Genomic DNA, 25,227 nt, shown 5'->3' on the forward strand with positions numbered 1-25,227 from the left:
ACAGGATCTGGGAGGCCGGTAAAGAGTTACTGCCCATCAACGGTCTGAAGAGTGATTTACTCCTGATACCGATAGCGTGTAGAAGTATGAGCTCGAATAAGCAGGCCAAAGCGATAACGATCCTCTTCAGGGATATCCTCCTCGCTGGGAGGTTTCTCATATGCAGGCTCATCACGGTCAGTTTTTTTCACGACGCCCCCCGGCTCGACACCCTTGTCGCAGTATAATTAACAGCGACCGTCCCACAGCTAATCTCCCCGTATATCTACCTGGCCCGAAGCTCGGCAGAATCAATAGCCCAGCCCAACTCCGAGTACAGCCTGCCCTCTCGCGATGAGCGCTCTCCGCCATGACCGCCATCTGTCTATAGCTCAGATGGGTAGCCTAAAGCCCAAAACCAGCCTAAAAATCTCATTGAGGGCCCGTGAACACTGGATTCTGGCAGAATAATATATTCTAAAAAAGCGCAAGGAATGTGCTAGAAAGGCATTAACAAACGACTATTTTTCATCTAAAATTCTACTAGAGATAAATTCCAGCGCATGCCCCCAAGGCCTGCCCCCATACGAGCATCAGACATGGCAATCCTTCGAAACGACAAGCTCGCGAATACACTTCCAGGGATAATTACAAACAGCCGATTCACTAATTGGCTATGGGTCTTCTTGAAGCACCGCTACCCAATAACGTATTTAGGCGAGTTCAGAAGCCCGGGCATGAGAGACAGAATGGCAGACTTAATTATAAATACGCCAAACCTAAGCCATGAAATTGAGCAAAACCAATCAAGCATGCTCCTACCAGAAAACACCCTGAAGTGGATTACAGACAGCAAAAGACAACACACCTGGATAAATAACAATATAACCGGAAGAGCCGGATACTTCTTATCGGACACACCACCCAACCTACCAGATCGCGAAACAATTATTACTAAAATTGACGCATGGGTAACCACACCAACAACAAAACAAATACAGATTTCACAAATAGCATCAGCCTGGGAACTGCAAAAAAATGTAGACCAGGCATTCCAATGGTTTCATGAGGAAGACGAAAATAAAAAATGCGAACTAGCATGGAAAATATTCATCAAAGACAACCCACTATTAGCTCTCGGCAATGACCCATTCACCAACCACGAAGAGCTACTAATTTTTTTCGACAACACACTTAAACTCCCTGCTGAAAGAAAGCTTTTCATCCAGACAGTTAAAAGCAGATGGAGCCAAAACAAGTATCGAACCAAAGAAACCGACAAAAAACAATACAACTTCATCCTATCCAAAAAGACCATCCAGCGTCTTGATAAGCTAGCTGAAAAATATGACCTAAAGCGAACTCAAATACTGGACATCCTGCTGCAGATGGAAGAGGACAAAGGAATCTATATCCCAGAAAAACTAAAGCCACTGAAAAACATATAAGCACCACACACATCAAAACCACCCTACCAACAATCAAAAAGCAGGAGACGAAACACAAGTCTCCTGCCTAGATTTACTAACCACTTCAATCAAAAATCTTACATTGCAAGAACTTCACAGAACACAGTCAGGTAGACAAACGATAACTAAGTAAATCTTCTTTTCAAAAGGTTTAACATCAACTTCATCAGCCCATGCCTGCATCATCCGGCGTCGCTCCTCCAAATATTTCGCCTGAATGTAGCTTACACGAACTTTGTTTCTCTCGGCATACGCCAACTGACGCTCGATAACATCTGCGCGATACCCCATTTCATTCAGCACTGTCGAAGCCGTTGCACGAAATCCATGAGCCGAAAAGCCGATGCTCTCTTTGCAATTGAAGCCCATGTGCTCCAGTGCCCGGTTCAGCGTTTTGGCGGTCATGCATTCGTTTAGCTTGCGACAGTTCGGAAACAACAGCCGGTGACCGCCTGTATGGGTATGTAGCTCACGCAGTAGATCGACCGCCTGCCTGGACAGCGGAACGATGTGCGGCTCTCGCATTTTCATACGCTCCGCCGGAATACGCTATTCAGCCCGACCCAGATCGAATTCGCCGCACTCCGCCTTACGGAGCTCTACGGTGCGAACAAAGTTGAATAGCCTCAGACGCAGCGCGATCACTGTAGTCCTGTTGCCAGCCGTTCGGCCTGTCTGTTGTTCGGCCTGTCTGTTTTGTGACGGATGAACACCCAAGAGAATCAGTGACCTGGTCTCCCCGCTCATTGCGCGTATCAGCCAGTCCGATCTCCAGGTATGAGGTAAAGGAACGATATAGCAATAGCACCCCATCAGGACACCTTAAGGTACCAAGCACATCCTATCGGCATTCCAAATGGCATTCCAACAGAAAAAATAAACCGATATAATATTTTAAAATCAATAGCTTACGTTACCTGTTCAGATTACCCCGGCCCACCAAATTCCAAAAAAGAAGACGCCCCTGGGCGTCTTTTTTTGTGCCTGTGATTGGCTGGCCTGGGGCCAGAAGATCAGATTTAATCCCTTCCGCGTAGGACGTTTCCCAAAGATACTCCCTGCGCCTGTTTTCCGTTGCGGTCGTTATTTCGGGGTTTTAGGCTCGGTGGGTCGTTGCTCATCAACGACCGGCTTTGACAGGCCGCTACGGTAAACAACAAAAAGGCTCGTCGTTATGGCGGCTGTACGTGCGGGCACGCTTGCGTGCGCCGGAGCTTGTTGTTTCCGCCGGTCTGTCAACCCGCGTACAGCTGCCACCCGCTGTTTGACAGCAGAGGGTGGCGGCCCTGAAATGGAAGCAATCATGTTGAAGATAGTCCCCGACCCACCCCACCTTCCCCACTCCCTGGAAGACACCATCATGCTTGCTACTGACTACGCGCTGTGCGCGGAAGCCGTGGCACAGCAAGCGATGCTGATGCAGCCCAGGTCGCCCTCCTCCGTGCTGATCATGGCCTCGATGCACGAGCTGGAAGCGCTACGCCGTCTACTCGAATCGGCACTAGCGCAAATACAAAGACCAGCCGGCCCGCAACCCATGCACTGACCCCACCTCACACTGTGGGAGCCCGGCTTGCCGGCGATAGGGCCAGCCCAGGCAACACAAAGACCAGGGATATTGCTCGATGACAACCGAAAACACCCAATGCACTGTCGGTAAAACCATCTTCTTCCAAGGTGAAAGCCAGACCCACCCACTGTTCCGCATCGAACCAGGCATCCCCTGCCAGAACGCCCGTGAGCAGGCGTCTGAGCTGATGGGGTATGCGCGGGATTTGACCATTGATGGGCTGATGGAAGACAAGCCGAAGCTGATCTGGGCAGCGCACTATCTGTGTGCTCTGGGGAAAGCACTGCTGGATGATGCGGAGCTGGGGATGATGCGCTGAATTCCAGGCTTATAGGCTATGGGAGCCAGGCTTTGCCGCTGGCTCTCACGAAAACCCCAGGTACCTGTTTCCCCGACCGTTGTAGGAGCGGGTTTACCCGCGAAAGGGCCGGGCCTGCTGGCCAGTTTCTGCCAGGCATTGTGCATTGCCGGTACCACCGTTTTCGCGGGTGAACCCGCTCCTACACCGATCGATGATGCCGGCCCGGCGCCGCAGGACTACCGGCCACCCCCGCCCGTTAGTTGGAGCAACTGTCTTTCTCAAAATTTGAAAAGCCTGCGCGATTCATTGTGGGAGCGGGCTTGCCCGCGAAGCAGGCGACGCGGTGTCTGGCAACGGCTCCGCCGGTGTTCGCGGGCATTGCTCCTTAGGACAGCACAGCCAGTAGCGCCGTTTACCACCTACTCAACCAAAACGATCGACGCTCTAGGTTCATGTCTGACCAATAAGTGGTGAATCAGAGATCCCGATCCCTTGTTGATTTCTCGAATGCCCCACCGTGTTTCTTACTGATGCCTGGGTATTGGTCAGACACCTAAAGCAATCAACCCAGAACAGACACATAGCCCATAGGCAGATGCGCACCAGAAGCTGATCTCAATTGGGCAAAAGCGGATCCGGTTCGTTATGTCTGCACTATTAGGATGAACCGTTAGCAATAAGTTGATAACTTCCTACCCCTGATGGAAATCCACTGACCTGGACACAAATTGGTCACGATTTCCGCATCTGGAATGCAGATTGCATAAGACTGGGAGCTTCTTAGTGGAAATCACGTTAGGCCAAATTTGCAGCTTGCAGCCCAAGTATACGTCATCCAACACACCCGACATGCAAGAGCGGGGGCATCTCATTCGGTCAGTACTTGCGGGGGAGTTACGCAGCCGTTTACCTTCTCTGCGGAAGGCACTTGATAGCGCTTTCGATGATCTTGCTGTTGAAGGCTCGGATGGTATCGGGCGAAAGACGGAAGCTCCGTGGGTACGAGTCTTCTCTAAGGCAATGTCTCCTACCCCTAGAGAAGGTTTCTATCTGGTAATTCACTTTGCAGCAGACGGATCCGCTGTTTTTATTACCGTAGGGTGTGGAAGCACTATCTGGCGCGGAGGTGATCTCCGGCCGGTTTCTGATGATGAACTTAAGACACGAACCTCATGGGCTAGACTTATTGTTCAGCAAAAATGGAAGTCGCTCATCCCTTTTGATGACGAAATTTCTCTGGGTGCCAAAGCACCACTTCCGCGAACATTTGAGAAGGCCACGGGATTCGCCAAGCGCATTGCCGCCTCAGAATTAAATACTACCGATCTAGACCTACTATTATTCAGAGCTGCGGAACGTCTAAACGAAATTTATCTTGCTCAAATTGAACAACGAGACTTATCTCCTGGTGACCAAAGCGCCGACGAAATTTCAGTAATCGCCAAGCCATTAAGAAACAGAGCAGGGAAGCAAGGCCGGGGACTGACAGCAAAGGAGCGACAGGTAATTGAGCGGCACGCCATGGCACTGGCGATAGAACACCTATTAATAAACGGATATGAGCCTCAAGACACTTCAGCCACTAAGTCATTTGACATATTAGCCAAGAGAGCTGGCGAGGAGCTTCTGGTCGAGGTTAAAGGCACGACCAGTGACTTCTGCGATTCGGTGTTAATGACAAAAAATGAAGTAAATCTCCATCGAACGCACAAGGGATCAACCGCCCTAATTATCGTCTCGAAAATTAGACTTTCTCGTGATAATGGAGAACCAACAGCCACTGGCGGCGAGATTGAGGCTTTACTCTGCTGGGATATCGATGAGTGGACTTCTGACCCAATAGCTTTTCAGGTATCACGAAAGACAAACTTCTCAAATACCCGAAATTAAACTCGAAGACACAGACAACAAATCCATTTTAAAGAAAAGCTGCCCTGCCTTATTTGACCATAAGGTAGGGCATGCAGGATCAGGTTATGTTCGACACGATGTCATCAATGATGGAAACACTTGGCGATGCGTCCAAATACTCCTGATATGCTCTCCGCGCATTCACGATCATTCCCTCGTAAGTGAATGATTGCATTTGGTTTCCTCTGAGAATTTCCAGAACATCGCCGTCGCTGGTCCTAGGGAGTTCGCCGGTCACAAATACAACATCGATGGCTGGTCTGCGGCCATTCAGGCCTCCAATATCGCTATGCTTACGGAGATATTCCGTAACTGCACCTCGATATTTCCGTCCTTGCTTCGTAAGGTCATCTACATCTACCGACTTTTTGTCAGGTTTCTTCAGCTCCACAATGACGTGGCGCCCTGTCGAAGTTCTGTAGGCGATATCAATCCGTGCACCGGTAGGATTATCAGGCGCAATGTCTTTCAACTCTTTGGTGAGAGTCTGCTCCATAACCTTGCTTTCACCTACCGGCCCCCATGTCGGATCAAGTAGCCACAAGTGGTCGAACAAATAGTTCTGAGCAACCTTCTCAAGCGCATCTGTGTTAGCAATTTCTTTTTCGAATTTTTCAATCACCTGCAATCTGGAGCGGGTGATTTCGTGATAATGGGTCGCTTCAACACTATCGAGATTCAGAAACAGCCTCTGAAACTCAACGGATAATACATCGGTGACTTTTTCGAGCTTGTCCAGCTGCTTCCGGATTCGTAATTTTTCAAAGCCGACAATCGCACTACGTACCAAGTCTCGCTTGATGTCCTTGTTCTTGGTGTCATCATTCGAGTGCTCAGCCGACAGGATGGGAGTGATCAGTTTCTGAGCTAGCTTCCTATCTCGGGCGTCCGTCAAAGAGGCGTACCATTTTTCCAGCGCCAGCTTGGTGCGCTCATCGTCGCTATCGACATTCTGCTGACGTCTCCAGTCATCCCACTGGTCCGCAATATCGTCAAGAGTATTCTTCAACCACGCACGTACAGCGCTTACCAGAGGATCTCCGGTTTTCACCGATTCCCTGTTTGCCGTTGCCCGGTCAGTCCCATCCCTATCGAGAAAGTCCGCATGAATCTCACCAACGATGTAGCTGTTAAACACCTTGGCATTGCCGATGTCCTTCAGCATATCCTCTTGGAATACCCGGCCATTGGCGAACAGTGAGATCTGATTGATGTTGTCATCAGTCTTTTTCAGGCTCTTCGGCTTCGCGACAGTGGCGATGAAGCCTCGGAGGTTATAGGCATGGTTTTCGACAACTACGACGTTGTTTATGCGCTTTATACACTCCTGGCCATCTTCGTCGGTCGCAAGATTCTTGAGTAGAGGCTTTTGCTCTGATCTGGTTTCATCCTCCAAATCCCACCAGAACTGGACGTCTGCATGATACCCGCGATCTTGGGTCGTGATTTCATGTCCATCAATGACTACTTTAAATTTATGGATATCCCCCAGCACACTGAAACGCCTCGCTATGCGGGGACGGAGAAAGCTCTCCGTTTTGTCAGTTCCCGCCGTTAGCTTCGAAAGTACGATGCGTGTTCCTGTCTTGTCTCCCCAGTCATATTCTGTGTCCAGCTTTTCGAGAGAATATTTCTTGGCTGACTGAATGTCTTTCCTGAGTTGTTCGACGTTGATTCGAGCGGAGACCTGAGGCCCCCCGGCTTTCTTTGACCAAATGTCGATTTGGTCCGCTAGAGAGAACATGGCCAGCTTCCCAATTCCCTTACGGCCCATCACCGGGCGGTCAAGAGTGTCGCTCTTATTGCCTTTCGGTTGGTCTCTGCGGGCATACCCGACACGAAGGAATCGGGCCTGCAGCTCTCCGTGCCCCATCCCGTGGCCATCGTCTTGAACGATAATCTTGTCTTGTTGAATGTCTACCGTAACGGTATGGGCGTCGGCGTCCCATGCGTTGGCGACGATCTCGGTGACTACGGCGGGCGTGCTGCTGTATAGACCTATCCCCAGATGATTCAACACGTTGAGGTCGATTTCCAAAAATAATTCCTGATCCTCAACCGTTTCGACTATTGCATCCATTGCTGTTTTTCCCTGTTGTGTTCGTTTGGCTTTGGCTGCATGGTTACACAAGTGGATCCGCAATTCAGCAGCGAAGAGCCACTATGAACCAGTTCACGGCGTCCGATCGGATGCGTTTGATCAAGCGGGAGCACACGCAGCCAGAATTGGTCGTGAGGCGCCTGCTCCATAGCTTGGGGCTTCGATTCCGTCTGCATTCGAAGTCTCTGCCTGGCAGTCCAGACGTCGTCCTTACTAAGCGAAGGACGGTGGTTTTCGTCCACGGATGTTATTGGCACCGGCATCCGGGGTGTCGTTACGCCTCGACGCCGAAAACACGCCAAGATTTCTGGCTACCGAAATTTGCATCGAATGTGGAGCGGGACAATAGAAAAGCCGAACAACTGCGCGAGCTGGGCTGGCGGGTTGTCGTTGTTTGGGAGTGTGAGACCAAGGACGTGATGTCCTTGGATGCTCGACTCAGGAAGGTATTTTTAGCCGATCCTGCTCCTCAAGGTGACGCTGGATGCTCAGGCCAATGATTTCGCTCAACCTTGCGGGAGCCGCATTACCAATCATGCGGCCTGCGGACTTGAACGCGATTTCTTCCGTTGGCATGAATCTGTAATCCGGGGGAAACGATTGCAGTGTGACCGCTTCCCTTAACGATATGGTGCCGCAGTTCAAGGAATAGACTGCGCCTGACTGAGTCAGGCATGCCCCGTCATCGCATTGCTGCCTGCACCTGGCTCAGGATCTCGCGGCACCGATCTCGTCAGCCAATGCAGCCTCCACCCGCCCACCGGTAACGGTGCTAAGGAGACCAGATCATGGGATGCCCTTGCTCCCGGACGTAAGGAGCCGACAGTCCTGCGTAGAGGACCTCCCCCCACAGGTCGCAGGGGTCTTGATCTCTGATAACACTCAGCATTCTTGACGGGATGACGCGGGGGATTAATGAGACTCAACTGCTAGAGGAGACAGATCATGAATGGCCGTTCAAATAAGCTGGATGGCAGGCATGCCACATGCGGCTTAGGCGTCCAATCTTGTGTACCGGCTGGTTATCGGGCACTCCCGAATGCGGGATAAAAATTGGTTTCGTCGACTCGGAAATACCGACCTTCATGCTGGCAAAGGGCTTCCTTTCACCGCCATCAATGGCAAAATGCCTACCAGCGAAATGATGGTTTGCAAAGAATGCAGACATTACGCGAAATCCCTCGCCTCCCCTTGCGAAGCATCCGGAGGGAGGCAAGTTACCCGAGGCGCGAAGGCTCAGTCCCCTGAACCGTTCTATCGAACCCTGTCAACTCATACACCGTCGGAAGGTGTAAGCTTAACCCAATGGTGGCAGCGCATATGGATCAAACCAAAAAGCTTCGCAACACCAATTAACAATTTTGCCAACAATCAGCAGATAAGGAATTTTAATGGCGAAGCAAGGAGAAATGTTCGCACTTATTAGCGACGAACAAAAAATCGAAGCTGAAAAGCAAATCATTGAGAGGCAAAAAGAAACAGACTTTGATATAAGAGAGTACCCTATCGAGGTAATCGTATCGAAGTACGTAGACAAACTAGAGGAAACCGACAAGGCAGAATTATTCATCCCAGATTATCAGCGCGAGCTAGTCTGGAGCGAGGAACAACAAGGTAGATTTATTGAATCCATATTACTTAATTTACCAATACCATACCTATATGTCGCCGATGTACACACTGGCGAAAACGAAGGCCGCTTGGAAATAGTTGACGGCTCGCAAAGAATAAGAACACTTGTACGTTTTTTAGGTAACCAGTTCAAGCTTGATGATTTGAAAATGTTGCCAATGTTGAACGGGTTTTATTTTAAAGATTTTCCAGTCTCACGCCAGCTTAGATTTAGACGCAAAACAATGCGAATGATCGAGTTAATGGAAGTTGATGAAGAGGCGCGTCGCCAGCTCTTTGATCGCCTTAACACCGGCGGAACAAAATTAAAGGACATGGAGCAACGATTCGGCTCACAGGATGGTCCGTTCACTGACTTTGTTAGAAACACGGCTGCCAACCTACGCTTCAGACAGCTCTGCCCTATCAGTGACGTAAGAATCAATCATCGCGACTATGAGGAGATGGTACTTAGATTTTACGCCTACCTACATAGATATGAAGCATTCAACAAGCGGGTCGATGAATTCCTAGATGAATATCTTGACCATATGAACAACCATGATTTCGACCAGAAGGAGCTTCGCACAACATTCGAAAACATGCTTGACTTCGTTCAAAGATTTTTCCCTCATGGATTCAAGAAAGCGCCCAATAATTCATCGGTACCTCGAATTCGATTTGAGTCAATTTCAGTCGGCGTAGCCCTTGCTCAAAGAATAGCTCCAGGGTTAGTTCCCGCTTCAATGGCATGGCTGGCAAGTGATGAATTCAAGACGCTCACTCGCTCGGATGCAAGCAACTCCAGACCCAAAGTGGTAAATCGAATCCACTTTGTCAGAGATAATCTACTGGGTCGAGAGGTCCAGTATGACCAACAGTGAAGTTCTTGTCGTCGAACTCTACGACCTGTTCAGACAAAGAAGCGCCGAGGTAAGCAGATATATTGATTTCATAGAAATAATTGCGAACAATCGTTCTGTATCACTTGCCGGTGAAACTGACGGCGAAATCGCTCCAATTGCAGGAGCCGAGCTATCACGCGAACTAACAAAAACATTACGCGCGAACACCTACTTGCTTCTTTACAATTTGGTGGAAGCGACTATGACAAATGCTATTGACGCGATTCACAAAGCTGTGGATGGCGACAACCTGGGCTTTGACCAATTAAGCGGAAATTTACAAAACATTGCACTTAGTCATTTCAAGCGCGCTATCAAAGACAGTCATAGCTCAGCCTTGGATGGAAGAACGCACCCGATTGAAATTGCTATAACCAGACTGGGTTACGATAGAGAAAAAATATTCTCCGGAAATGTTGATTGCGCAGAAATTAAAACGACAGCTAAAAAGTACGGCTTCCAAACTGCAGACCCAAACTTAAACGGCCGTCAAACTTTGCGCCAACTACGAGACGTTAGAGATAAAAGAAATGCTTTTGCACATGGAAGGCTATCATTTGAACAGTGCGGGCAAGATACCTCACCAGAGTATCTTTCCAAGGTCCATTACCAAACTACGGTCTATTTAAGATCCGTGCTATGGTCGATTTCTTCATATCTGAGAAAGAAGAAATATGCAGCACCCACTGCACTACCAGCCTAATTAGGAGAACGACTGAACAAGACGGAAAACCCACAAACACGCTCTAGAACTATGAAAGCCTTAGGGCGGGCGCGCACCCGCCCTTAAATCGAGATGTTTATTTAATCATATGTGATTCCAATTCAGGCCACACAAAAACCGCTTCCTGAAAGCCTGGATATAGTACTAATGAAATACACATCAGCAATATTCGTGCAAGAGTGTTTTGGCATCGCCATCAGAACTGCAAATATGCAACCACCCAAAAGATTCGCCAAGACTACTGGATACCAAAGCTTAACGCTAACGTAGAATGGGATGTAGAAAGTCAGCCCAGTTTGAGACGCTGGGCTAACAAGTTATCATCATCTGGAGGTGCGAAACGATAGGTCCATGCACACTTAAGCTGCGACTCAGAAGAGAATTTGCTCCTACTTCTGATCGGTAGCAAATTCTTGGAGGTGGCGCTGAATACTCATTCCGATAATTTCACCTAGTCGGACAGGGACGGCGTTTCCTATCATGCGACCGACTGCTTTGAACGTGATTTCCTGAGGCGGCATAAATTGATAAGTTTCAGGAAAGGATTGCAAAGTTGCAGCCTCTCTAAGAGAAATTGCGCGATTTTGCTTCATATCATAGTGACCGAATCGCCCGTTGCCAAATCCATAGCATAACGTCGTCATAGTCGGCCCGGGTTCATCATGGCGCATCCGACCATAAACACTCGGGTAAGTCTTGCCGCTACTCTTGCGATGACAAGGTGCGCGCAGCCACTCTGGCCAATCTTTCCATGTACCGCCTGGCGTTGATCGTTTGATACGCTCAAGATTTATTGGAGTTAAAGTGGCCGCACGATGCAGAGGATCCTTCGGATCACACCCACCAGCTTCAAGCTTTGGGAAATGTCCAATTGCCTGTTCTACTGTCACCGGCTTGCCTGCATGAGTCTTCGGAATCATGGCTATGGGACCAAATTTCGAAGCTAACAGTACATGTCGGCGACGCTGCTGAGGAAGTCCGTAGTCAATGCAGTGGATGGTCCCTGCCCAAATATGATAGCCCTCATCCTCCAGCCCCTTTACAAAGTCAACATATACCTTGTGCTTGGTAACATCAGGGACGTTCTCCATGGTGACCAGCTCTGGCTTAATGCCTTTGATGAGCTCTTCAAACGAATACAGAAGCGGCCACTTGCGATCAGTGCTGGTATCACGCCCCTGATTGTAGGTCGAGAAGGGCTGGCAGGGAGCGCATCCCGCCAAGAGCTTGACCCGACCGTCTCGATACCAAGCAGCAACATCGCCAACCTTTGCAGACTCAACGCTTTCAGCCACGAATTCTGCGCCGTTGTTCGTCTTATAGGCATACTCGCAATTGCGATCAATGTCGTAGCCAGCACGAACGCTGATACCGGTTTTGAGCAGACCTGCAGTCAGCCCTCCAGCACCACAAAAAAGGTCAACGGCGTCAATAGTATGCATGGGAAAGCCTCCTAACGGAGGTCATTCTAACCGGTTTGGCGCGAAAGATCGAGCACAAACACTGAAAATTTATACAGGTTTTGGCTGACCTCCTAAACCTGCGATGCGCAGGAGGCAGGGCTCGACGCCCCCCAAGGCCCCTTTCCCACATATCTCCTGGGCTAAAAACCTCCGTAGGGCCCAGGGTACCCAATGAAATACAGCCCACAAAACCTCATGTAAAGCACCTATAAATCAATGATTTAAACGGCATTTCGACTCCTGATGCCGCGTCAATCAGGCCGGGCGCCGCCATCAGTCGCGATATCGGTCTTCGACGAATCCTGTGCGTCGCCAAAGCAGTCACCATCCTGTCGCCAATTGCCAGGCCAGATACGGCGGAGGCTGTCGCCAGGCACTAGAAAATCCGCCTGTAGGCGGCCCACGTCCCCCCCTCAAATGACATAGCTAATGCAGGCAAGCAATTCGGCTAGCAGAAGCGGGAGAAAAACAAAACGCCTGCGTCAATAGCGAAAGGCCTTACAATACGAAGCCGATTTCCTACAGATCTTTTGCCCCTCACTGATACCCAAGAGAGAGCCCCGTGAGTGACTCAGATAGCTCATCCGCGCCACTGGTTGACGTAGTAAAGCTTGCCGCATCCCTAAAGCGCTTCGCCGATGATCGCGACTGGCAGCAGTTCCACTCCCCCAAAAATCTCATCCTGGCTCTCACTGGCGAGGTAGGAGAGCTATGCGAGATTTTCCAATGGATGAGCGATGCCGATTCGATCTCCGCCGCAACAGATCCCGAAATCGGCCAAGCCATCAAGGATGAGCTGGCGGACGTACTGATGTACCTGGTTCGCCTGAGCAGCGTACTTGGCATTGACCTCAACGAGGCGGTGACACAGAAACTCGCCTCGAATGGCCAGAAATACCCCGTAGATAAAGCCAAAAGCACCAGCAAAAAGTACGACCAACTCTGACCAACACGCACCTAAGGACAACCCGTGATCGTTTACGCTGCGACCAAACAGCAATTTCTCAAAGACAACGATAACGATGACATTGAGGAGGTGATCCTCAGGCATTACAAGGAAGCTACCGGCAAGAACGTCGGCTCCTCGGAAATCAGGTCGTGGCAAGGGTCTCTGACGTACATGGCCAAGGTCCTTAGAGATGAGGACCTCCCGAGCGATGCAGGCCTGGCCATCGAATTGCACATTCCGCAGTCGTCGAAGCGAATCGACTTTCTACTCACCGGTCGCGACGAAAACCAGGCAAAAAAGGCCGTACTGATCGAGCTGAAGCAATGGAGCAAGGCCAACGCCACAACCAAAGACGCAATCGTCAAAACGGCATTGGGTGGCGGCCTCATTGAAACCATTCACCCCTCCTATCAAGTATGGTCCTATGCAGCGCTGCTGGAAGGCTTCAACGAGGCGGTGTATGACAAAAGCATCGAAATCCGTCCGTGCGCCTACCTCCATAACTACGTCAGCGACGGTGTCATAGATTCAGCCCACTATGAGCCCCACATCAGCAAGGCTCCGCTGTTTCTGAAAGGCCCGGAAGAGCTCAGCAAACTCAGAACCTTTCTGAAAAAGCATATAAGTCATGGCGACAACAAAGAGGTTCTTTACGAGCTGTCCGAAGGAAAAATTCGCCCATCCAAGGCGCTAGCCGAAGCCCTCGCGGGGTTGATGAAAGGCAAACCCGAGTTCGTGTTGATTGACGATCAGAAAGCAATTTTTGAGTCGGCGCTTGCGGCGGCAAACGAGGCTTCGGATCAAGCACCCAAGGTGATGATCATCGAAGGTGGACCGGGCACCGGAAAAACTGTTCTGGCTATCAATCTGCTGGTGAAGCTCACAGAATTGAAGCTGATGAGCAAATACGTCTCCAAGAATGCCGCCCCTCGCAAGGTCTACGAAAGCAAACTGGTTGGCACCATCAAGCGCAGCCATTTCTCGAATTTCTTTTCAGGCTCTGGGGCATTCATCGACACTGAGCCCAACACATTCGATGCGCTCATCGTGGACGAAGCCCACCGACTGAATGAGAAAAGCGGGCTTTATGGAAACCTTGGGGAAAACCAGATCAAGGAGCTGATTGATTCAGCGAAATGCTCAATTTTCTTTATTGATGAGGACCAGCGTGTAACCTTGAGCGATATCGGCAGCAAGCAGGCGATACGCGCCTTTGCAAAGGCCAAGGGTGCTGTGGTTGAAGAACACGTGCTGTCTTCGCAGTTTCGCTGCAGTGGTTCTGACGGTTATCTGGCATGGCTGGATGACACACTAGGCATTCGCTCGACGGCAAATCCGACGCTTGAGACTCAAGAGTACGAGTTTAAGGTGTTCGACTCACCCCAGGCGATGCATGAAGCAATCAACGAGAAAAACCACGGAAACAAAGCTCGTGTGGTCGCGGGCTATTGTTGGCCTTGGTTGAGCAAGAAAGACCCCACCGCTGCTGATATCGTCATTGGTGACTACAAACGCCAATGGAACCTGGATCAGGATGGCAGCCTATGGATCATCGCTGAGAACTCCATCGAGCAGGTTGGCTGCATTCATACCTGCCAAGGGTTGGAAGTCGACTACATCGGCGTGATTATCGGGCCAGATCTAGTCGTACGTGACGGTCAGGTAGTGACATCCCCGGATGAGCGCGACAAGCACGATAAATCGATTCGCGGCTGGAAAAAAATGATGAAAGAACAACCTACCCTCGCGAAAAGTGAAACAGACCTGATCATCAAAAATACGTACCGAACCCTGATGACACGCGGGATGAAGGGTTGCTACCTGTACTGCACCGACAAAGAGACGGCGCAATACTTCGAGAGTCGGCTTAGCCAACACAGCAATCATTGACGGTATCGTTTGCTAGGAGCCCCAGTGCCAGCGAGCGCAGGGGCAACAATCAACAGAGCGACCATCTGCTTTATAGATTCGGGCCCGACTCGTTTTTGGGCGCAGTTCTCAAATTACCGTCCATCAGAATCTAGGCTACGCAGCGTTCCAACTGGTATTCCAAGCAAGTTGACCGAACATTCGTTTGCCAGCCCAAACTAATAGATACCGACTTGTTTCAGATTACCCCGACCCACCAAATTCCAAAAAGAAGACGCCCCCAGGGGTAATGCCAGTCAGTTAAGCCTTAGTGGCAACAATTGGTCTGCTTCGCAGCCCATCGCCGGCAAGCCAGCTCCCACAAGTACCGCGCAAAGCTTGAGGTCTGCACTGCTTCTGTGGGAGTCCGGCTTGCCGGCGATGGGCCGCATAGCGGCCCCAATCGCTTAACTAACAGACATTACCCCCAGGCGTCCTTTTTGTGCCTGAGGGTGGCTGGCCCGGTGCCAGAAAATCAGATTTTACCCCTTCCGCGTAGGACGTTTCCCAAACATACTCCCTGCGCCTGTTTTCCGTTGCGATCGCTAGTTCAGAGTTCTAGGCTCGGTGGGTCGTTGCTCATCCAACGACCGGCTTTGACAGGCCGCAACGATACACAGTGCGCATAACCGTTAATGGCGGTTGTGCATGGGGCACGCTCGCGTGCGCCGGTTTCTGTGTTCGCCGGTCTGTCAACCCATGCACAGCTGCCACCATTCCGTTTGACAGCGGGTTGGCGGTAGCCACTATCGAGAACACAGTCCAATGCTAAAAATCGTCCCCGACCCACCCCATCTCCCCCACTCCCTGGAAGACACCCTCATGCTCGCAACCGACTACGCGCCCTGCGCCGAAGCCGTTGCACAGCAAGCAATGCTAATGCAACCCAGATCACCCGCCTCCGTGTTGATCATGGCGTCGATGCACGAGCTGGAAACACTCCGCCGTTTGCTCGAATCGGCACTGGCGCAAATACAACGGCCAGCCGGCCCGCAACCCATGCATTGACCAGGGGTATTGCTCGATGACCACCGAAAACACCCAATGCACTGTCGGCAAAACCATCTTCTTCCAAGGTGAAAACCAAACCCACCCGCTGTTCCGCATCGAACCGGGCATCCCCTGCCAGAACGCCCGTGAACAAGCGTCGGAGCTGATGGGCTATGCGCGGGATTTGACCATTGATGGGCTGATGGAAGACAAGCCAAAGCTGATCTGGGCAGCGCACTATCTTTGCGCTCTGGGGAAAGCGCTGCTGGATGATGCGGAGTTGGGAATGATGCGCTGAACCTCAAGGCCAAAGGCGATAGAAGTCAGTCGGCTCGCAGCTATCAATCACTGACGGTATCGACCGCCAAGGGCCCCTGTGCGCACGGCGAATGAGGACGTCGCACGCGCAGGGGCATCACCCCCTTACTCCGTCAAATCCGAAACACCCCCACCTGCCCATACAACCCCTGCGCCAACCGCTGCAACGCCCCCGCCGTCTCGGCCGTCTGCTCCACCGCCTGGCTATTCTGCTGCGACATCTGCGCAATCCGTTCGACGTTGCGCGCCACATCCTGGCTTGCAGCGGTCTGTTCGCGCAGTGCCAGGGAAATCTGATCCACCATGCGCACCACGTCCCCCGAAGACTGCCGAATGCTGACGATCGCCTCCCCCGCTTGTTGCGCCAGGGTCACACCGCCTTTGACCTGCTGCACACCCACCTCCATCTGCCCCACGGCCTCGCGGGTGCCGGACTGGATGCGTTTGACCATCTCGGTAATTTCCTGGGTCGAGTTGCCGGTGCGTTGTGCCAGCAAGCGTACTTCGTCGGCCACCACCGCAAAGCCTCTGCCCTGTTCGCCGGCGCGGGCGGCTTCGATGGCGGCGTTCAGGGCCAGCAGGTTGGTCTGCTCGGCAATGCCGCTGATCACGCTGACAATGCTGCTGATCTGCTCGGCATGGCTGTCCAGTTCGCTGATCTGGCCGGCAGAGGCTTCTACGGTCTGGGCGATCAGGTTCATGCGCGTCAGCGTTTCCTGAATCACGCTGCCGCCTTCGCTGGACTGGCGACCGGACTCGCTGGACTGGGTATGCGCTTCCACCGCATTGTCAGAGACATGGTTGATACTCACGGTCAGTTCCTCGACCGTGGCCGCCATCGAGGAGGCCGAGTTCGACTGTTCGTGCACTGATGCCGAGAGTTGCACCGATGCCGCCGAAATATTATCGGCAGCCCCCACCAGTTGTTCGGCACTGGCCCTGATCTCGCCAATCATGGTGCGCAGGCGGTCTTGCATGGCCACGAATGCTTGTTGGAGGGTGCTGACTTCATCCGTACCTTGAATGGCGATGGTGTTGTCCAGCCGCCCGTCAGCGATGTTGCGCGCCAGCGTTACAGCTTCACCCAGGCGGTGGGTGAGGGTTCTTGCAAGGAATGTGGCGATCAGCACAGCCAGGATTGCAGCGACCAACCCGCCGGCGATCAGGATGGTGAAGGCGGTGGATTTCGCGTGGTCCATCAGCAGGCTGCGCTCGTCCTGCAGGGATTTCTCGGCCGCCTGGAATTCGTTGATCACGGCGCGCATGGCGTCCATTTTGGCTTTGGCCTGGCCCGAGCTTATCTGGCTGACCAGCGTTGTCAGCGGGGCGCGGTCTGCATTGACCTCGCGGCGTAGGTTCACGCTGGTTTGCATGTCTTGCTGCAGCCACTGTTGGTAAAGCTGTTGCAGGTGGGCCAGCCGGGCTTGCTGCTGGGGGTTGTCGGCGGTGGCCTGCTTCAGGCGATTGTAAGCGTCGGTGAACGCCGCTTCGCCTGTGTTCATGGGTTCAAGGAAGCTGTCCTGGCCGGTGAGGGCAAAACCGCGCATGGCGGTTTCTATGTCGATAAGGCTGTTTAGCATGCTGCTGGAGCTGTTGAGCACGTCGTAGCTATGGATGTTGCGCTTCACGCTGCTGCTGACCTGGTCGAAGCCTCGCAAGGCAGTCAGTACCAATACGGCGATGATAAGCAGGACAAGACCGAAACCGGTGTACAGTTTTTTCGAGATACTGAGATTGTTGAGCATCGTGGGGAGCTACTCTTGAGGCCTGGCTGGACGCTACGCTGGCCGCCGCGCACCAGGCGTACGGGCGAGATCTTGCGTAGTGACGTTTTGATATCAAGCCTATGATTATCTTGTACAGAGAAAGTTCTTTGTACAATTTTATTTGAGGGGGGGGATGCGGGGATTGGATTGGGAGGGGTCACCCAGCTCGGGGGCTGGGTGACGATCATGAGCCTGGGCTGGCTTACCAGCTGTAACTCAACTTGGCGGTCACTTCACGCCCTGGGTTGTAGTAATCGGCCGTACCCGAGCCCACCACATGCTGCTCGTCGAACAGGTTGCTGACATTCAGCGCCAGGTCGGTGCCCTTGGCGATCTTGTAGTTCAGCGCAGCGTCGAACAGGGTGGTGCCATCACTTTTCTTGGTGTTGGCCGCGTCCATGAAGTAACCGCCCACGTACCGCGCACCCAACCCCACGCTCACGTCGGTGTCGGGTATGTCGTAGTAGCTCCACAGCGAAGCCGTATGCTTGGGCGCAACGGTGAACGCTTTGCCTTTGAGCGAGCTGCCGTCATACAGCGAGCCGCGCAACACTTCGGTGTCCATGTACGAATAGGCCCCGATCAGGCTGAGGTTTTGCGTGACCTGGGCCTTGGCTTCCAGGTCCAGGCCGCGCGCGCGGGACTCGCCCACGGTTTGCTGCTCGATGATGCCGCTGGGCAGCACTACGGCGATGGTGACGTTTTCCTGGGTCAGGTCGTACACGGCGGCCGAGAACATCGCATCCATGCCCAGCGGCGAGTACTTCACGCCCACTTCGTACTGCCTGCCGGTCTGCGGGGTAACCCCTACCTGCGGCGGCGAAACCGATTCCACCATGCTGACGTAGGTCGACACTTCATCGTTGACGATGTAGGTCAGCGCGCCGCGGTAAGAGGTTTCCGAGAAGGTGTCGCTCTGCCTGTTCACCCCCCCCACATACTCGGTGCTGGTCAGGTCCATCGAGTCATTGCGCATACCTACCGTGGCAATGACGCGGTCGTAGAAGGACAGGTTCTGCTGCAGGAACACGGCCTTGGTGGTGGCGTCGTTTTTCTCGCGGCTATACGGCGTGATGCCGCCAGGTACGCCGGTGAACACAGGGTTGGCGATATCTATCGACGGCGCCAGGCTGTACACCGAGCGCTGTTTGTTGGTCGAGTCCAGGTATTCCACGCCCACCAGGGTGCTGCTGTCGATATGCTCGAACTGGGCATCGTACTGCAGCATCAGGTTGCCATTGAGCTGGTCCGCGTCGCTGTCGGTGCCGAACACGTAGCGGGGGATCACGGTGCCCACGCGCTCGGCGCTGTCGCTCAGGTAGACGTAGCCGAAGTCATCGCTCAGCTCGCTGTAGCGCAGGTTGCTGCGCAGGGTGAAACCGTTGTCGAAGTCGTGGGTGATGCTGGCGCTGAGGCTGGTGCGCTCCACATCATGGAAGTTGTAGCCGGGCTCGCCGTAGAAATCGCTGCGGTCGTATTCCTTGTCCAGCGGGTAGCCACCGCTGTTGGGGGAGCTGTTGGTCTTGAGGTAATCGAGAATCACCGTGGCCGAGGTGAAGTCGCTGGGTGCCCAGGTCAGGCCGCCCATCACGAAGCGGTCGTCGTCTTGCGAGTGGTCGTACTCGCGGTCGCTGTTCTGCATTTTGGCCGTGAAGCGGCCGGCCAGGGTCTGCTCGTCGTTCAGGGCATCGCCCACGTCAATGCCGGTCTCGGCATGGTCGTAGGAGCCGTAGGTCACGTAGCCCTGGCCGAACTTCTCGAAGCGCGGCTGCTTGGTCACGAAATTCACCGAGCCGCCCGGGTCTGCCGGGCCGAACAGGGTGGAGTTGGCGCCGCGCAGAATCTCGATGCGCTCATAGGCATAGGGGTCTTCGCGCACGCCGCGCATCGAGCTCAGGGTAAGGCCGTCGCGGTAGGTGGTGGCCTGGAAGCCGCGGATCTGGAAGTAGTCGTTGCGGTCGTCCGAGCCGTAGAAGTCGCTGACCACGCCCGGGCTGTACTGCAGCGCTTCCTCGGTGGTGCTGACGCTGCGCTGCTCCATTTCCTTGCGGGTCACCACAGACACCGAGGCCGGGGTGTTGAGGATGCTGGTGGCCACCTTGCCACCGACCCACAGTTCCTTGGCCACCACTGAATTGAGGTCGTCATCGGCGCTGGCCTTGACCTTGGCATTGATGATGACCGGCGCCAGCCGGTAATCCTCGGTTGCGCCCAGCTCCAGCGGGCCGGCAGCCGGCGCTTGCGCAATGATCTGGTAGGCCTGGGGGCCTTGCTGTTCAACCTGCAGATCGGTCCCCTGCAACAGCGCCGACAACGCTGCGGGCGTCGCCAGGCCGCCCTGCACACCCGGGGTGGTGCGGTTGGCCACGGTCTGCGCGTCGAAGGCCAGGCTCACACCCGCCTGGCGGGCAAAACGGTCCAGCGCGGGTGCCAGCGGGCCAGCAGGGATGTTCCACTGCTGCAGTTGCAGGGTGTGATCAGCGCCAGCAGATTGCGCCAGCGCAGGCAATGCCGGGCTGCTGACAACCAAACCCAGAATCGCCGCGTGCATGGCACGGCTGAGGGGGTGGCGCTGTGGAACCGGTGTCGAACTCATTTTCTCGCTCCGTAGAGGGTCGGCGGGTGGCCTGTATTCCGGCCTTGTGCAAAGGCCGAACGAGAATGAGAAAACACCTCATTTATTTTCAGAAAAAAACGACAGGGGCGATGGCCTCAGGGTGTACCGACCGCCTGGCGCACTTTCACCAGCAGCTCGTAGAGCTGGAAGGGCTTCACCAGCATGTCCATGCCCGTGCCGAGAAAGGCCTGGCGGTCCAGTGCCGCATCGGCGTACCCGGTCATGAACAGCACCGGCAACTGGGGCCGGTAGCAACGCGCCAGGTCGGCCAGTTCGCGGCCGCTGAGGGTCGGCAGGCCAACATCGGTCAGCATCATGTCCAGGCTGGCGTCGTCGCGCAGGTGCCGCAACGCCTCGTCAGTGGTGGTGGCCACCGTACAGCGGTACCCGGCATCGGTCAGCGCCTCTGCCACCGCCGCCTGGACCGAGGCCATGTCTTCGACCACCAGTACATGCTCGCCGTTGCCGTGCAGGTTCTGCACGTCCGTCGGCTGCACAGCTACCGCCGCCTCTGCGCTGGCCGGCAACAACAGGGTCACCTCCGTGCCCTGCCCCACCACGCTGCTCAGCAGCACATGCCCGCCAGACTGCCGAGCGAAGCCGTAGATGGTCGACAGCCCCAGCCCGGTGCCCTGCCCCACCGGTTTGGTGGTGAAGAACGGGTCGAACACCTTTTCCAGCAGCTCCGGCTCGATGCCGCTGCCGTTGTCGCGCACGTTGACGGCAATGTAATGGCCGTCTGCGAGGTCGGGGTTGCCCTGCGACCAGGTGGCTGCGGTGTTCACCCAGATCCGCCCCCCCTTGGCCAAGGCGTCGCGCGCGTTGATCACCAGGTTGAGTACCGCGCTCTCCAGTTGCACCGGGTCGACCAAGGCGATGGCCGGGTGGGTCGACAAGTCCAGGGTAAGCTTGATGCGCTCGCCGATGGTGCGGTTGAGCAGCTCTTCCAGCGAGCGTACATGCTGGTTGACGTCTACCGGGCGGGTATCCAGTGGCTGCTGGCGCGCGAAGGCCAGCAACCGGTGGGTCAACGAGGCCGCGCTGGTGGCTGAACTGAGTGCGGCTTCGGCGTACCTGGGCACTTTCTCGATGCGGTTTTCCGCCACCCGTTTGCAGATCAGCTCCAGGCTGGTGATGATGCCCGTGAGCAAATTGTTGAAGTCGTGGGCAATGCCGCCGGTCAGGCTGCCCAGGGCATCCATTTTCTGCAGTTGCAGCAGCTGCGCTTCGGTGCGTTCGCGCACCGCCACTTCCCGCGCCAACTGGCTGGTGGCATCGTCCAGGCGGGCCAGGTGGGAGCGCTCCCGGTGGCGGTGCTCGGTGATGTCCTCGATAAAAACCAGGCACAGCCCTGGCGCCTGGTAGGGCGACAGCTGCCACTCGGTTTCGCGTACATGCCCGTGCACCAGCATGCTCAGGGTGCCCTTCCAGCGCTCGCCAGCGGCCAGGTGCCGGCGCAGGTCGGCCAACGCTGGCTCCTGGCCGCTGGCAAAGCATTCCAGCAGTTGCCCGGGGTTGCTGTTTTCCTGGGTCAGGTGGCTGAACGCCTGGTTGCACTCGTGCACCTTGAACTCGGCGTCGAGCACCGCGATGGGCGCCGATACACCGGTAAATATCTCGCGAAAGCGCGCCTCGCTCCGGCGCAGGGCACGCTCGGCGTCACGCACCCGCAACAGGGTACGCAAGGTTGCCAGCAACACATCCGGGTCTACCGGGTGCACCAGGTAGGCATCGGCGCCAGCGTTCAAGCCGGTGATGATGTCACCGCTCTGGATCGACGCGGCCGACACGTGAATCACCGGCAACAACGCCGTGCGGGCATCTTCGCGCAGCAACCGTACGATATCGAACCCGCTCATGTCCGGCAGGTTCACGTCCAGGATCAAGGCATCTATCTGCCCGTCGCGAATCAGCGCCAGGCCTTCACCGCCGGTGCCTGCCTCCAGCACTTCGTAGCCATGCACTACCAGGCGCCGGCGCAATGCGTAGCGGGTGGCGACGTTATCGTCCACGATCAGCAAGCGCACCTCAGGTTTCATCGGCGTTCTCCTGAGCCAGGGCCAGAGGAATCACCACGAAGAAGGAAGAGCCTTCCCCTGGTTCACTGTGCACCCCCACTTCGCCACCCAGCAGCATGGCAAAGCGCTTGCACAACGACAGCCCCAGGCCAGTGCCGCGAAAGCGCTTCTGCAGGGGTGAATCTACTTGGGTGAAATCCTCGAACAACGTATCCAACAGCTCTGCTGCAATGCCGATGCCGGTATCACTGACGGCAAAGCGAATGCGGTCGTCGCCATACAGCTGCGCCGACACCCGCACCTCACCCTGGGTGGTGAACTTCAGCGCGTTGGAAATGAAATTGCGCAGAATCTGCGCGAGCTTCTTGTCATCGGTGTACAGCCGCGGCAGCCCTGTAGGCTCCTCGAAGATAAGATCGACGGCAGTAGCGTCGACAATCGGTCGGAACATACCGCGCAAGGCCGCGAACAGATCGAGCATGTCGAACCAAGCCGGCGAGATGCTGATGCGCCCGGCTTCGATCTTGGCAAGGTCGAGCAGGTCGTCGACCATGTCGGACAGCTCGCGGGTGGCCGTGCTGATGAAGGTGACCTGGCGGTGCTGTTCAGCCGACAACGGCCCATCGAGCTCGTCGGTAAGCAGGCCGGTGATGCTCAGGATCGAACCCAGCGGCGTGCGGAATTCGTGGCTCATGTACGACAGGAAGCGGCTTTTCAAGTCCGACGCCTGGCGCAGCTGCTCGGCCTGTATGTCCAACTCGGCGTACAGGGCCAGCACGCCCTGGTTGGTTTCTTCCAGTTCGGCACGCAGGGCATCGTTATCCGCCTGCAGCCGGGCAATTACCTCTGCATCAGCCATGCGCCGCCTCCAGGTCGATGACCAGCACGGTTACATCATCCCGGCCCCGGCAGAAGTCGCGGTGCAGCACTGCCGCGATCACGGCAGGGTGGCGGTGCACCAGGCCGGGGTAGTGCTGAAGATTCCAACGGGACTGCAGGCCGTCGCTGTACATGATCAACAATTTTCCATTTGCATGAGCGTAGTCAAATACCTGGGCTTTTCTATACTGGCCGCCGACGATGCCGGGCAACGAGGCCAACCCACGCATCTGGGTGGCGCTCACCAGGCTGGCGCCGATGTTGCCGATACCAGCGAAACCGAGGTGGTCGCGGGCACCGTCATAGCGTGCTATCGCCACCGCGCCACCACGGCCGGCACTCATGGCCTGGTGCATGGCCTGCAATTGCTCCAGCGGGTCGGCGAACGGGGCCTGGGCAAACACCGCGGCGCCCGCGCTGGCTGCAGCCTGGGCATCCACACCGTGGCCCAGGCCGTCGATCACCAGGGCGCTGATACGCTGCCCTTCGATCGCCAGGTGCCAGGTATCGCCACAGGCGGGGTCGCCGTGCAGGGCATGCTGGCTTACCCCCACGCGCAGGTCGGGCGCGTGGTCGCGCTGGGCGTGCACGCGCGCCAGCACCACCGCGCCGCGCGCATCGGCGTGCACATCGAACACCTGGGCCATGCGCGCCAAGGCCCCCAGGCCGATACCCTGGGTGCCGGAAGTTGAATAACCATCGGTCAGGCAGGCCTGTGCATCGAAGCCCTGGGCACGGTCGGCCGTGAGCAGTTCAATGGCATAGCCCCCGTGCTCACGGGGCAGCACCCGCAGGTGCAGCTCACCGCGGCCTGCATGCTTGAGCACGTTGCTGCACAGTTCGGTGGCCAGCAGCGCCACACGGCCGCTGTCCTCTTCGTCAAAGCCGTGCCGCTCGGCCAGCTTTTGTGCGGTACGCCGGGCGTGGCCAACATCGCTCGGGTCTGCCAGGCCTACTACGTGGGTCTGGCTGGCGAATAGGTTCATGCCCATCGGGTGATCGTCACGCGTGTGCCCTGCCCTGGCGCGGTGTCCAGTTCAAATTCATCAACCAGCCGCCGGGCGCCGGTCAGGCCCAGGCCCAGGCCACCGCCCGAGGTCCAGCCGTCAGTCAGCGCCAGTTTGATGTCGGGGATGCCGGGGCCCTCATCGCGGAACAACAGGCGCAAACCGGTGCGCCCGCCATCCTCCAGCACAGCCCAGTCCATGTCGCCACCACCGCCATACACCACCGTGTTGCGCGCCAGTTCACTGACTGCCGTCACCAGCTTGGTCAGGTCCACCAGGCGCATGCCGCATTCGCCGGCCAGCTTGCGCGCCAACTGACGCGCCAGTACCACATCCTGTTCGATTCGTACCGGTTGGCTGCCGCTTTCGCGCACATTCATTTTTGGCTCACACGTTGACGCAGCACTTGCATGCCACGCTCCACATTGAGTGCCGTGCTCACGCCCGGCAGGGTAAGGCCCAATTCGACCAAGGTAATGGCCACGGCCGGCTGCATGCCCACCACCATGGTTTCGGCATCCAGGATGCGTGACAGGCCAGAGATGCTGGCAATCATCCGGCCGATGAACGAGTCGACCATGTCCAACGCGGAAATATCGATCAACACGCCCCGGGCCGAGGTACTGCTGATGCGCTCGGTCAGGTCTTCCTGCAGGGTCAGCGCCAGCTGGTCGTGCATGTCGACCTGAATGGTCACAAGCAGGAACTCGCCCATTTGCAGGATCGGGATACGCTCCATGG

The 25,227-nt window shown here is 55.1% G+C and carries 23 protein-coding genes and 1 pseudogene; 11 read left to right on the forward strand and 13 right to left on the reverse strand.

What is annotated here, in order from left to right:
- Positions 1 to 728: 728 nt before the first annotated feature.
- Entirely contained in the window at positions 729 to 1,427 is a 699-nt protein-coding gene (locus GEV39_RS21620) for a hypothetical protein (RefSeq protein WP_052329224.1), read from the forward strand.
- A gap of 114 nt (positions 1,428 to 1,541) precedes the next feature.
- Here the strand turns inward: GEV39_RS21620 and GEV39_RS26250 are convergent, their stop codons facing one another.
- Positions 1,542 to 1,979 (reverse strand): tyrosine-type recombinase/integrase, encoded by a 438-nt coding sequence (locus GEV39_RS26250; protein WP_226343017.1) that lies wholly within the window; start codon positions 1,977 to 1,979, stop codon positions 1,542 to 1,544.
- Between the two features lie 772 nt (positions 1,980 to 2,751).
- Between GEV39_RS26250 and GEV39_RS21630 the strand changes: the two genes are divergently transcribed.
- The 3 genes from GEV39_RS21630 to GEV39_RS21640 all read left to right on the forward strand — a co-directional run bounded on the left by GEV39_RS21630 (position 2,752) and on the right by GEV39_RS21640 (position 5,209).
- Complete coding sequence (locus GEV39_RS21630) at positions 2,752 to 2,994, forward strand: hypothetical protein (RefSeq protein WP_173891163.1); 243 nt, start codon at positions 2,752 to 2,754, stop codon at positions 2,992 to 2,994.
- Positions 2,995 to 3,073: 79 nt separating this feature from the next.
- A complete protein-coding gene (locus GEV39_RS21635) occupies positions 3,074 to 3,337 on the forward strand; it encodes a DUF3077 domain-containing protein (protein ID WP_173891164.1) in 264 nt (87 codons plus the stop codon).
- Positions 3,338 to 4,102: 765 nt separating this feature from the next.
- On the forward strand, positions 4,103 to 5,209 hold the full coding sequence (locus GEV39_RS21640; RefSeq protein WP_173891165.1) for an MrcB family domain-containing protein: 1,107 nt from the start codon (positions 4,103 to 4,105) through the stop codon (positions 5,207 to 5,209).
- A gap of 79 nt (positions 5,210 to 5,288) precedes the next feature.
- Here GEV39_RS21640 and GEV39_RS21645 read toward each other — a convergent pair whose 3' ends face one another.
- Entirely contained in the window at positions 5,289 to 7,310 is a 2,022-nt protein-coding gene (locus tag GEV39_RS21645; protein ID WP_173891166.1) for a BbrUII/HgiDII family restriction enzyme, read from the reverse strand.
- Between the two features lie 83 nt (positions 7,311 to 7,393).
- Here GEV39_RS21645 and GEV39_RS21650 point away from each other — a divergent pair, with 83 nt between their 5' ends.
- Positions 7,394 to 7,831, forward strand: coding sequence for a very short patch repair endonuclease (locus GEV39_RS21650; RefSeq protein WP_173891167.1), 438 nt, complete (start codon positions 7,394 to 7,396; stop codon positions 7,829 to 7,831).
- Here GEV39_RS21650 and GEV39_RS26255 read toward each other — a convergent pair.
- Both GEV39_RS26255 and GEV39_RS21660 read right to left on the reverse strand, forming a co-directional pair.
- The gene (locus GEV39_RS26255; RefSeq protein WP_249414297.1) at positions 7,770 to 7,907 is read right to left on the reverse strand and encodes a hypothetical protein; all 138 of its coding nucleotides are present in this window, start codon (positions 7,905 to 7,907) and stop codon (positions 7,770 to 7,772) included. The genes GEV39_RS21650 and GEV39_RS26255 overlap by 62 nt on opposite strands.
- Positions 7,908 to 8,274: 367 nt before the next feature.
- Positions 8,275 to 8,499: a hypothetical protein gene (locus GEV39_RS21660; RefSeq protein ID WP_173891168.1), complete on the reverse strand. Its 225-nt coding sequence runs from the start codon at positions 8,497 to 8,499 to the stop codon at positions 8,275 to 8,277.
- 223 nt (positions 8,500 to 8,722) lie between these two features.
- On the opposite strand from GEV39_RS21660, the gene GEV39_RS21665 reads away from it, so the two are divergent.
- Positions 8,723 to 9,826, forward strand: coding sequence for a DUF262 domain-containing protein (locus GEV39_RS21665; protein WP_173891169.1), 1,104 nt, complete (start codon positions 8,723 to 8,725; stop codon positions 9,824 to 9,826).
- On the forward strand, positions 9,813 to 10,550 hold the full coding sequence (locus GEV39_RS21670; RefSeq protein WP_173891170.1) for an MAE_28990/MAE_18760 family HEPN-like nuclease: 738 nt from the start codon (positions 9,813 to 9,815) through the stop codon (positions 10,548 to 10,550). Before GEV39_RS21665 ends, GEV39_RS21670 begins: the two co-directional genes overlap by 14 nt.
- A 410-nt stretch (positions 10,551 to 10,960) precedes the next feature.
- Here GEV39_RS21670 and GEV39_RS21675 read toward each other — a convergent pair whose 3' ends face one another.
- Positions 10,961 to 12,013, reverse strand: coding sequence for a DNA cytosine methyltransferase (locus tag GEV39_RS21675; protein ID WP_173891171.1), 1,053 nt, complete (start codon positions 12,011 to 12,013; stop codon positions 10,961 to 10,963).
- A gap of 583 nt (positions 12,014 to 12,596) precedes the next feature.
- Here GEV39_RS21675 and GEV39_RS21680 point away from each other — a divergent pair.
- The 4 genes from GEV39_RS21680 (at position 12,597) to GEV39_RS21690 (ending at position 16,179) form a co-directional block, all read left to right on the forward strand.
- Complete coding sequence (locus GEV39_RS21680) at positions 12,597 to 12,980, forward strand: nucleotide pyrophosphohydrolase (protein WP_173891172.1); 384 nt, start codon at positions 12,597 to 12,599, stop codon at positions 12,978 to 12,980.
- Positions 12,981 to 13,004: 24 nt separating this feature from the next.
- Positions 13,005 to 14,873: a DUF2075 domain-containing protein gene (locus GEV39_RS21685; RefSeq protein WP_173891173.1), complete on the forward strand. Its 1,869-nt coding sequence runs from the start codon at positions 13,005 to 13,007 to the stop codon at positions 14,871 to 14,873.
- A gap of 783 nt (positions 14,874 to 15,656) precedes the next feature.
- A complete protein-coding gene (locus GEV39_RS26260) occupies positions 15,657 to 15,899 on the forward strand; it encodes a hypothetical protein (protein WP_249414298.1) in 243 nt (80 codons plus the stop codon).
- A 16-nt stretch (positions 15,900 to 15,915) separates the two neighbouring features.
- Complete coding sequence (locus GEV39_RS21690; protein WP_009683500.1) at positions 15,916 to 16,179, forward strand: DUF3077 domain-containing protein; 264 nt, start codon at positions 15,916 to 15,918, stop codon at positions 16,177 to 16,179.
- Positions 16,180 to 16,312: 133 nt separating this feature from the next.
- Here GEV39_RS21690 and GEV39_RS26630 read toward each other — a convergent pair whose 3' ends face one another.
- The 8 genes and pseudogenes from GEV39_RS26630 to GEV39_RS21725 form a co-directional block, all read right to left on the reverse strand.
- Positions 16,313 to 17,176 (reverse strand): methyl-accepting chemotaxis protein, encoded by an 864-nt coding sequence (locus tag GEV39_RS26630; RefSeq protein WP_502708019.1) that lies wholly within the window; start codon positions 17,174 to 17,176, stop codon positions 16,313 to 16,315.
- A pseudogene (locus GEV39_RS26635) lies at positions 17,168 to 17,944 on the reverse strand (CHASE3 domain-containing protein); the annotation flags it as partial. The gene GEV39_RS26630 and the pseudogene GEV39_RS26635, both read right to left, overlap by 9 nt.
- 223 nt (positions 17,945 to 18,167) lie before the next feature.
- On the reverse strand, positions 18,168 to 20,561 hold the full coding sequence (locus tag GEV39_RS21700) for a TonB-dependent siderophore receptor (protein WP_173891175.1): 2,394 nt from the start codon (positions 20,559 to 20,561) through the stop codon (positions 18,168 to 18,170).
- A gap of 116 nt (positions 20,562 to 20,677) precedes the next feature.
- Positions 20,678 to 22,621 carry a PAS domain-containing hybrid sensor histidine kinase/response regulator gene (locus tag GEV39_RS21705; RefSeq protein ID WP_173891176.1) on the reverse strand — a complete coding sequence of 648 codons (1,944 nt, stop codon included), beginning with the start codon at positions 22,619 to 22,621 and terminating at the stop codon, positions 20,678 to 20,680.
- A complete protein-coding gene (locus GEV39_RS21710) occupies positions 22,611 to 23,459 on the reverse strand; it encodes a sensor histidine kinase (protein WP_173891177.1) in 849 nt (282 codons plus the stop codon). Before GEV39_RS21710 ends, GEV39_RS21705 begins: the two co-directional genes overlap by 11 nt.
- Positions 23,452 to 24,465 carry an ATP-binding protein gene (locus GEV39_RS21715; protein WP_173891744.1) on the reverse strand — a complete coding sequence of 338 codons (1,014 nt, stop codon included), beginning with the start codon at positions 24,463 to 24,465 and terminating at the stop codon, positions 23,452 to 23,454. Before GEV39_RS21715 ends, GEV39_RS21710 begins: the two co-directional genes overlap by 8 nt.
- A complete protein-coding gene (locus GEV39_RS21720; protein ID WP_009683493.1) occupies positions 24,462 to 24,866 on the reverse strand; it encodes an anti-sigma regulatory factor in 405 nt (134 codons plus the stop codon). Before GEV39_RS21720 ends, GEV39_RS21715 begins: the two co-directional genes overlap by 4 nt.
- On the reverse strand, positions 24,863 to 25,225 hold the full coding sequence (locus GEV39_RS21725; protein WP_054905950.1) for an STAS domain-containing protein: 363 nt from the start codon (positions 25,223 to 25,225) through the stop codon (positions 24,863 to 24,865). The genes GEV39_RS21720 and GEV39_RS21725 overlap by 4 nt, the downstream gene beginning before the upstream one ends.
- Positions 25,226 to 25,227: the final 2 nt, after the last annotated feature.

It is taken from the genome of Pseudomonas sp. NY5710 (genome assembly GCF_013305665.1).
Lineage (GTDB): Bacteria > Pseudomonadota > Gammaproteobacteria > Pseudomonadales > Pseudomonadaceae > Aquipseudomonas > Aquipseudomonas juntendi.

Coding starts and splice junctions, on each gene's coding strand:
- GEV39_RS21635 (WP_173891164.1), top strand. CDS start 3,074: ATGACAACCGAAAACACCCAATGCACTGTCGGTAAAACCATCTTCTTC.
- GEV39_RS26260 (WP_249414298.1), top strand. CDS start 15,657: ATGCTAAAAATCGTCCCCGACCCACCCCATCTCCCCCACTCCCTGGAA.
- GEV39_RS21710 (WP_173891177.1), bottom strand. CDS start 23,459: ATGGCTGATGCAGAGGTAATTGCCCGGCTGCAGGCGGATAACGATGCC.
- GEV39_RS21705 (WP_173891176.1), bottom strand. CDS start 22,621: ATGAAACCTGAGGTGCGCTTGCTGATCGTGGACGATAACGTCGCCACC.
- GEV39_RS21650 (WP_173891167.1), top strand. CDS start 7,394: ATGAACCAGTTCACGGCGTCCGATCGGATGCGTTTGATCAAGCGGGAG.
- GEV39_RS21720 (WP_009683493.1), bottom strand. CDS start 24,866: ATGAATGTGCGCGAAAGCGGCAGCCAACCGGTACGAATCGAACAGGAT.
- GEV39_RS21645 (WP_173891166.1), bottom strand. CDS start 7,310: ATGGATGCAATAGTCGAAACGGTTGAGGATCAGGAATTATTTTTGGAA.
- GEV39_RS21670 (WP_173891170.1), top strand. CDS start 9,813: ATGACCAACAGTGAAGTTCTTGTCGTCGAACTCTACGACCTGTTCAGA.
- GEV39_RS21690 (WP_009683500.1), top strand. CDS start 15,916: ATGACCACCGAAAACACCCAATGCACTGTCGGCAAAACCATCTTCTTC.
- GEV39_RS21630 (WP_173891163.1), top strand. CDS start 2,752: ATGTTGAAGATAGTCCCCGACCCACCCCACCTTCCCCACTCCCTGGAA.
- GEV39_RS21665 (WP_173891169.1), top strand. CDS start 8,723: ATGGCGAAGCAAGGAGAAATGTTCGCACTTATTAGCGACGAACAAAAA.
- GEV39_RS21660 (WP_173891168.1), bottom strand. CDS start 8,499: ATGTCTGCATTCTTTGCAAACCATCATTTCGCTGGTAGGCATTTTGCC.
- GEV39_RS21700 (WP_173891175.1), bottom strand. CDS start 20,561: ATGAGTTCGACACCGGTTCCACAGCGCCACCCCCTCAGCCGTGCCATG.
- GEV39_RS21725 (WP_054905950.1), bottom strand. CDS start 25,225: ATGGAGCGTATCCCGATCCTGCAAATGGGCGAGTTCCTGCTTGTGACC.
- GEV39_RS26255 (WP_249414297.1), bottom strand. CDS start 7,907: ATGCCAACGGAAGAAATCGCGTTCAAGTCCGCAGGCCGCATGATTGGT.
- GEV39_RS21620 (WP_052329224.1), top strand. CDS start 729: ATGGCAGACTTAATTATAAATACGCCAAACCTAAGCCATGAAATTGAG.
- GEV39_RS26250 (WP_226343017.1), bottom strand. CDS start 1,979: ATGAAAATGCGAGAGCCGCACATCGTTCCGCTGTCCAGGCAGGCGGTC.
- GEV39_RS21675 (WP_173891171.1), bottom strand. CDS start 12,013: ATGCATACTATTGACGCCGTTGACCTTTTTTGTGGTGCTGGAGGGCTG.
- GEV39_RS21715 (WP_173891744.1), bottom strand. CDS start 24,465: ATGAACCTATTCGCCAGCCAGACCCACGTAGTAGGCCTGGCAGACCCG.
- GEV39_RS26630 (WP_502708019.1), bottom strand. CDS start 17,176: ATGCAAGACCGCCTGCGCACCATGATTGGCGAGATCAGGGCCAGTGCC.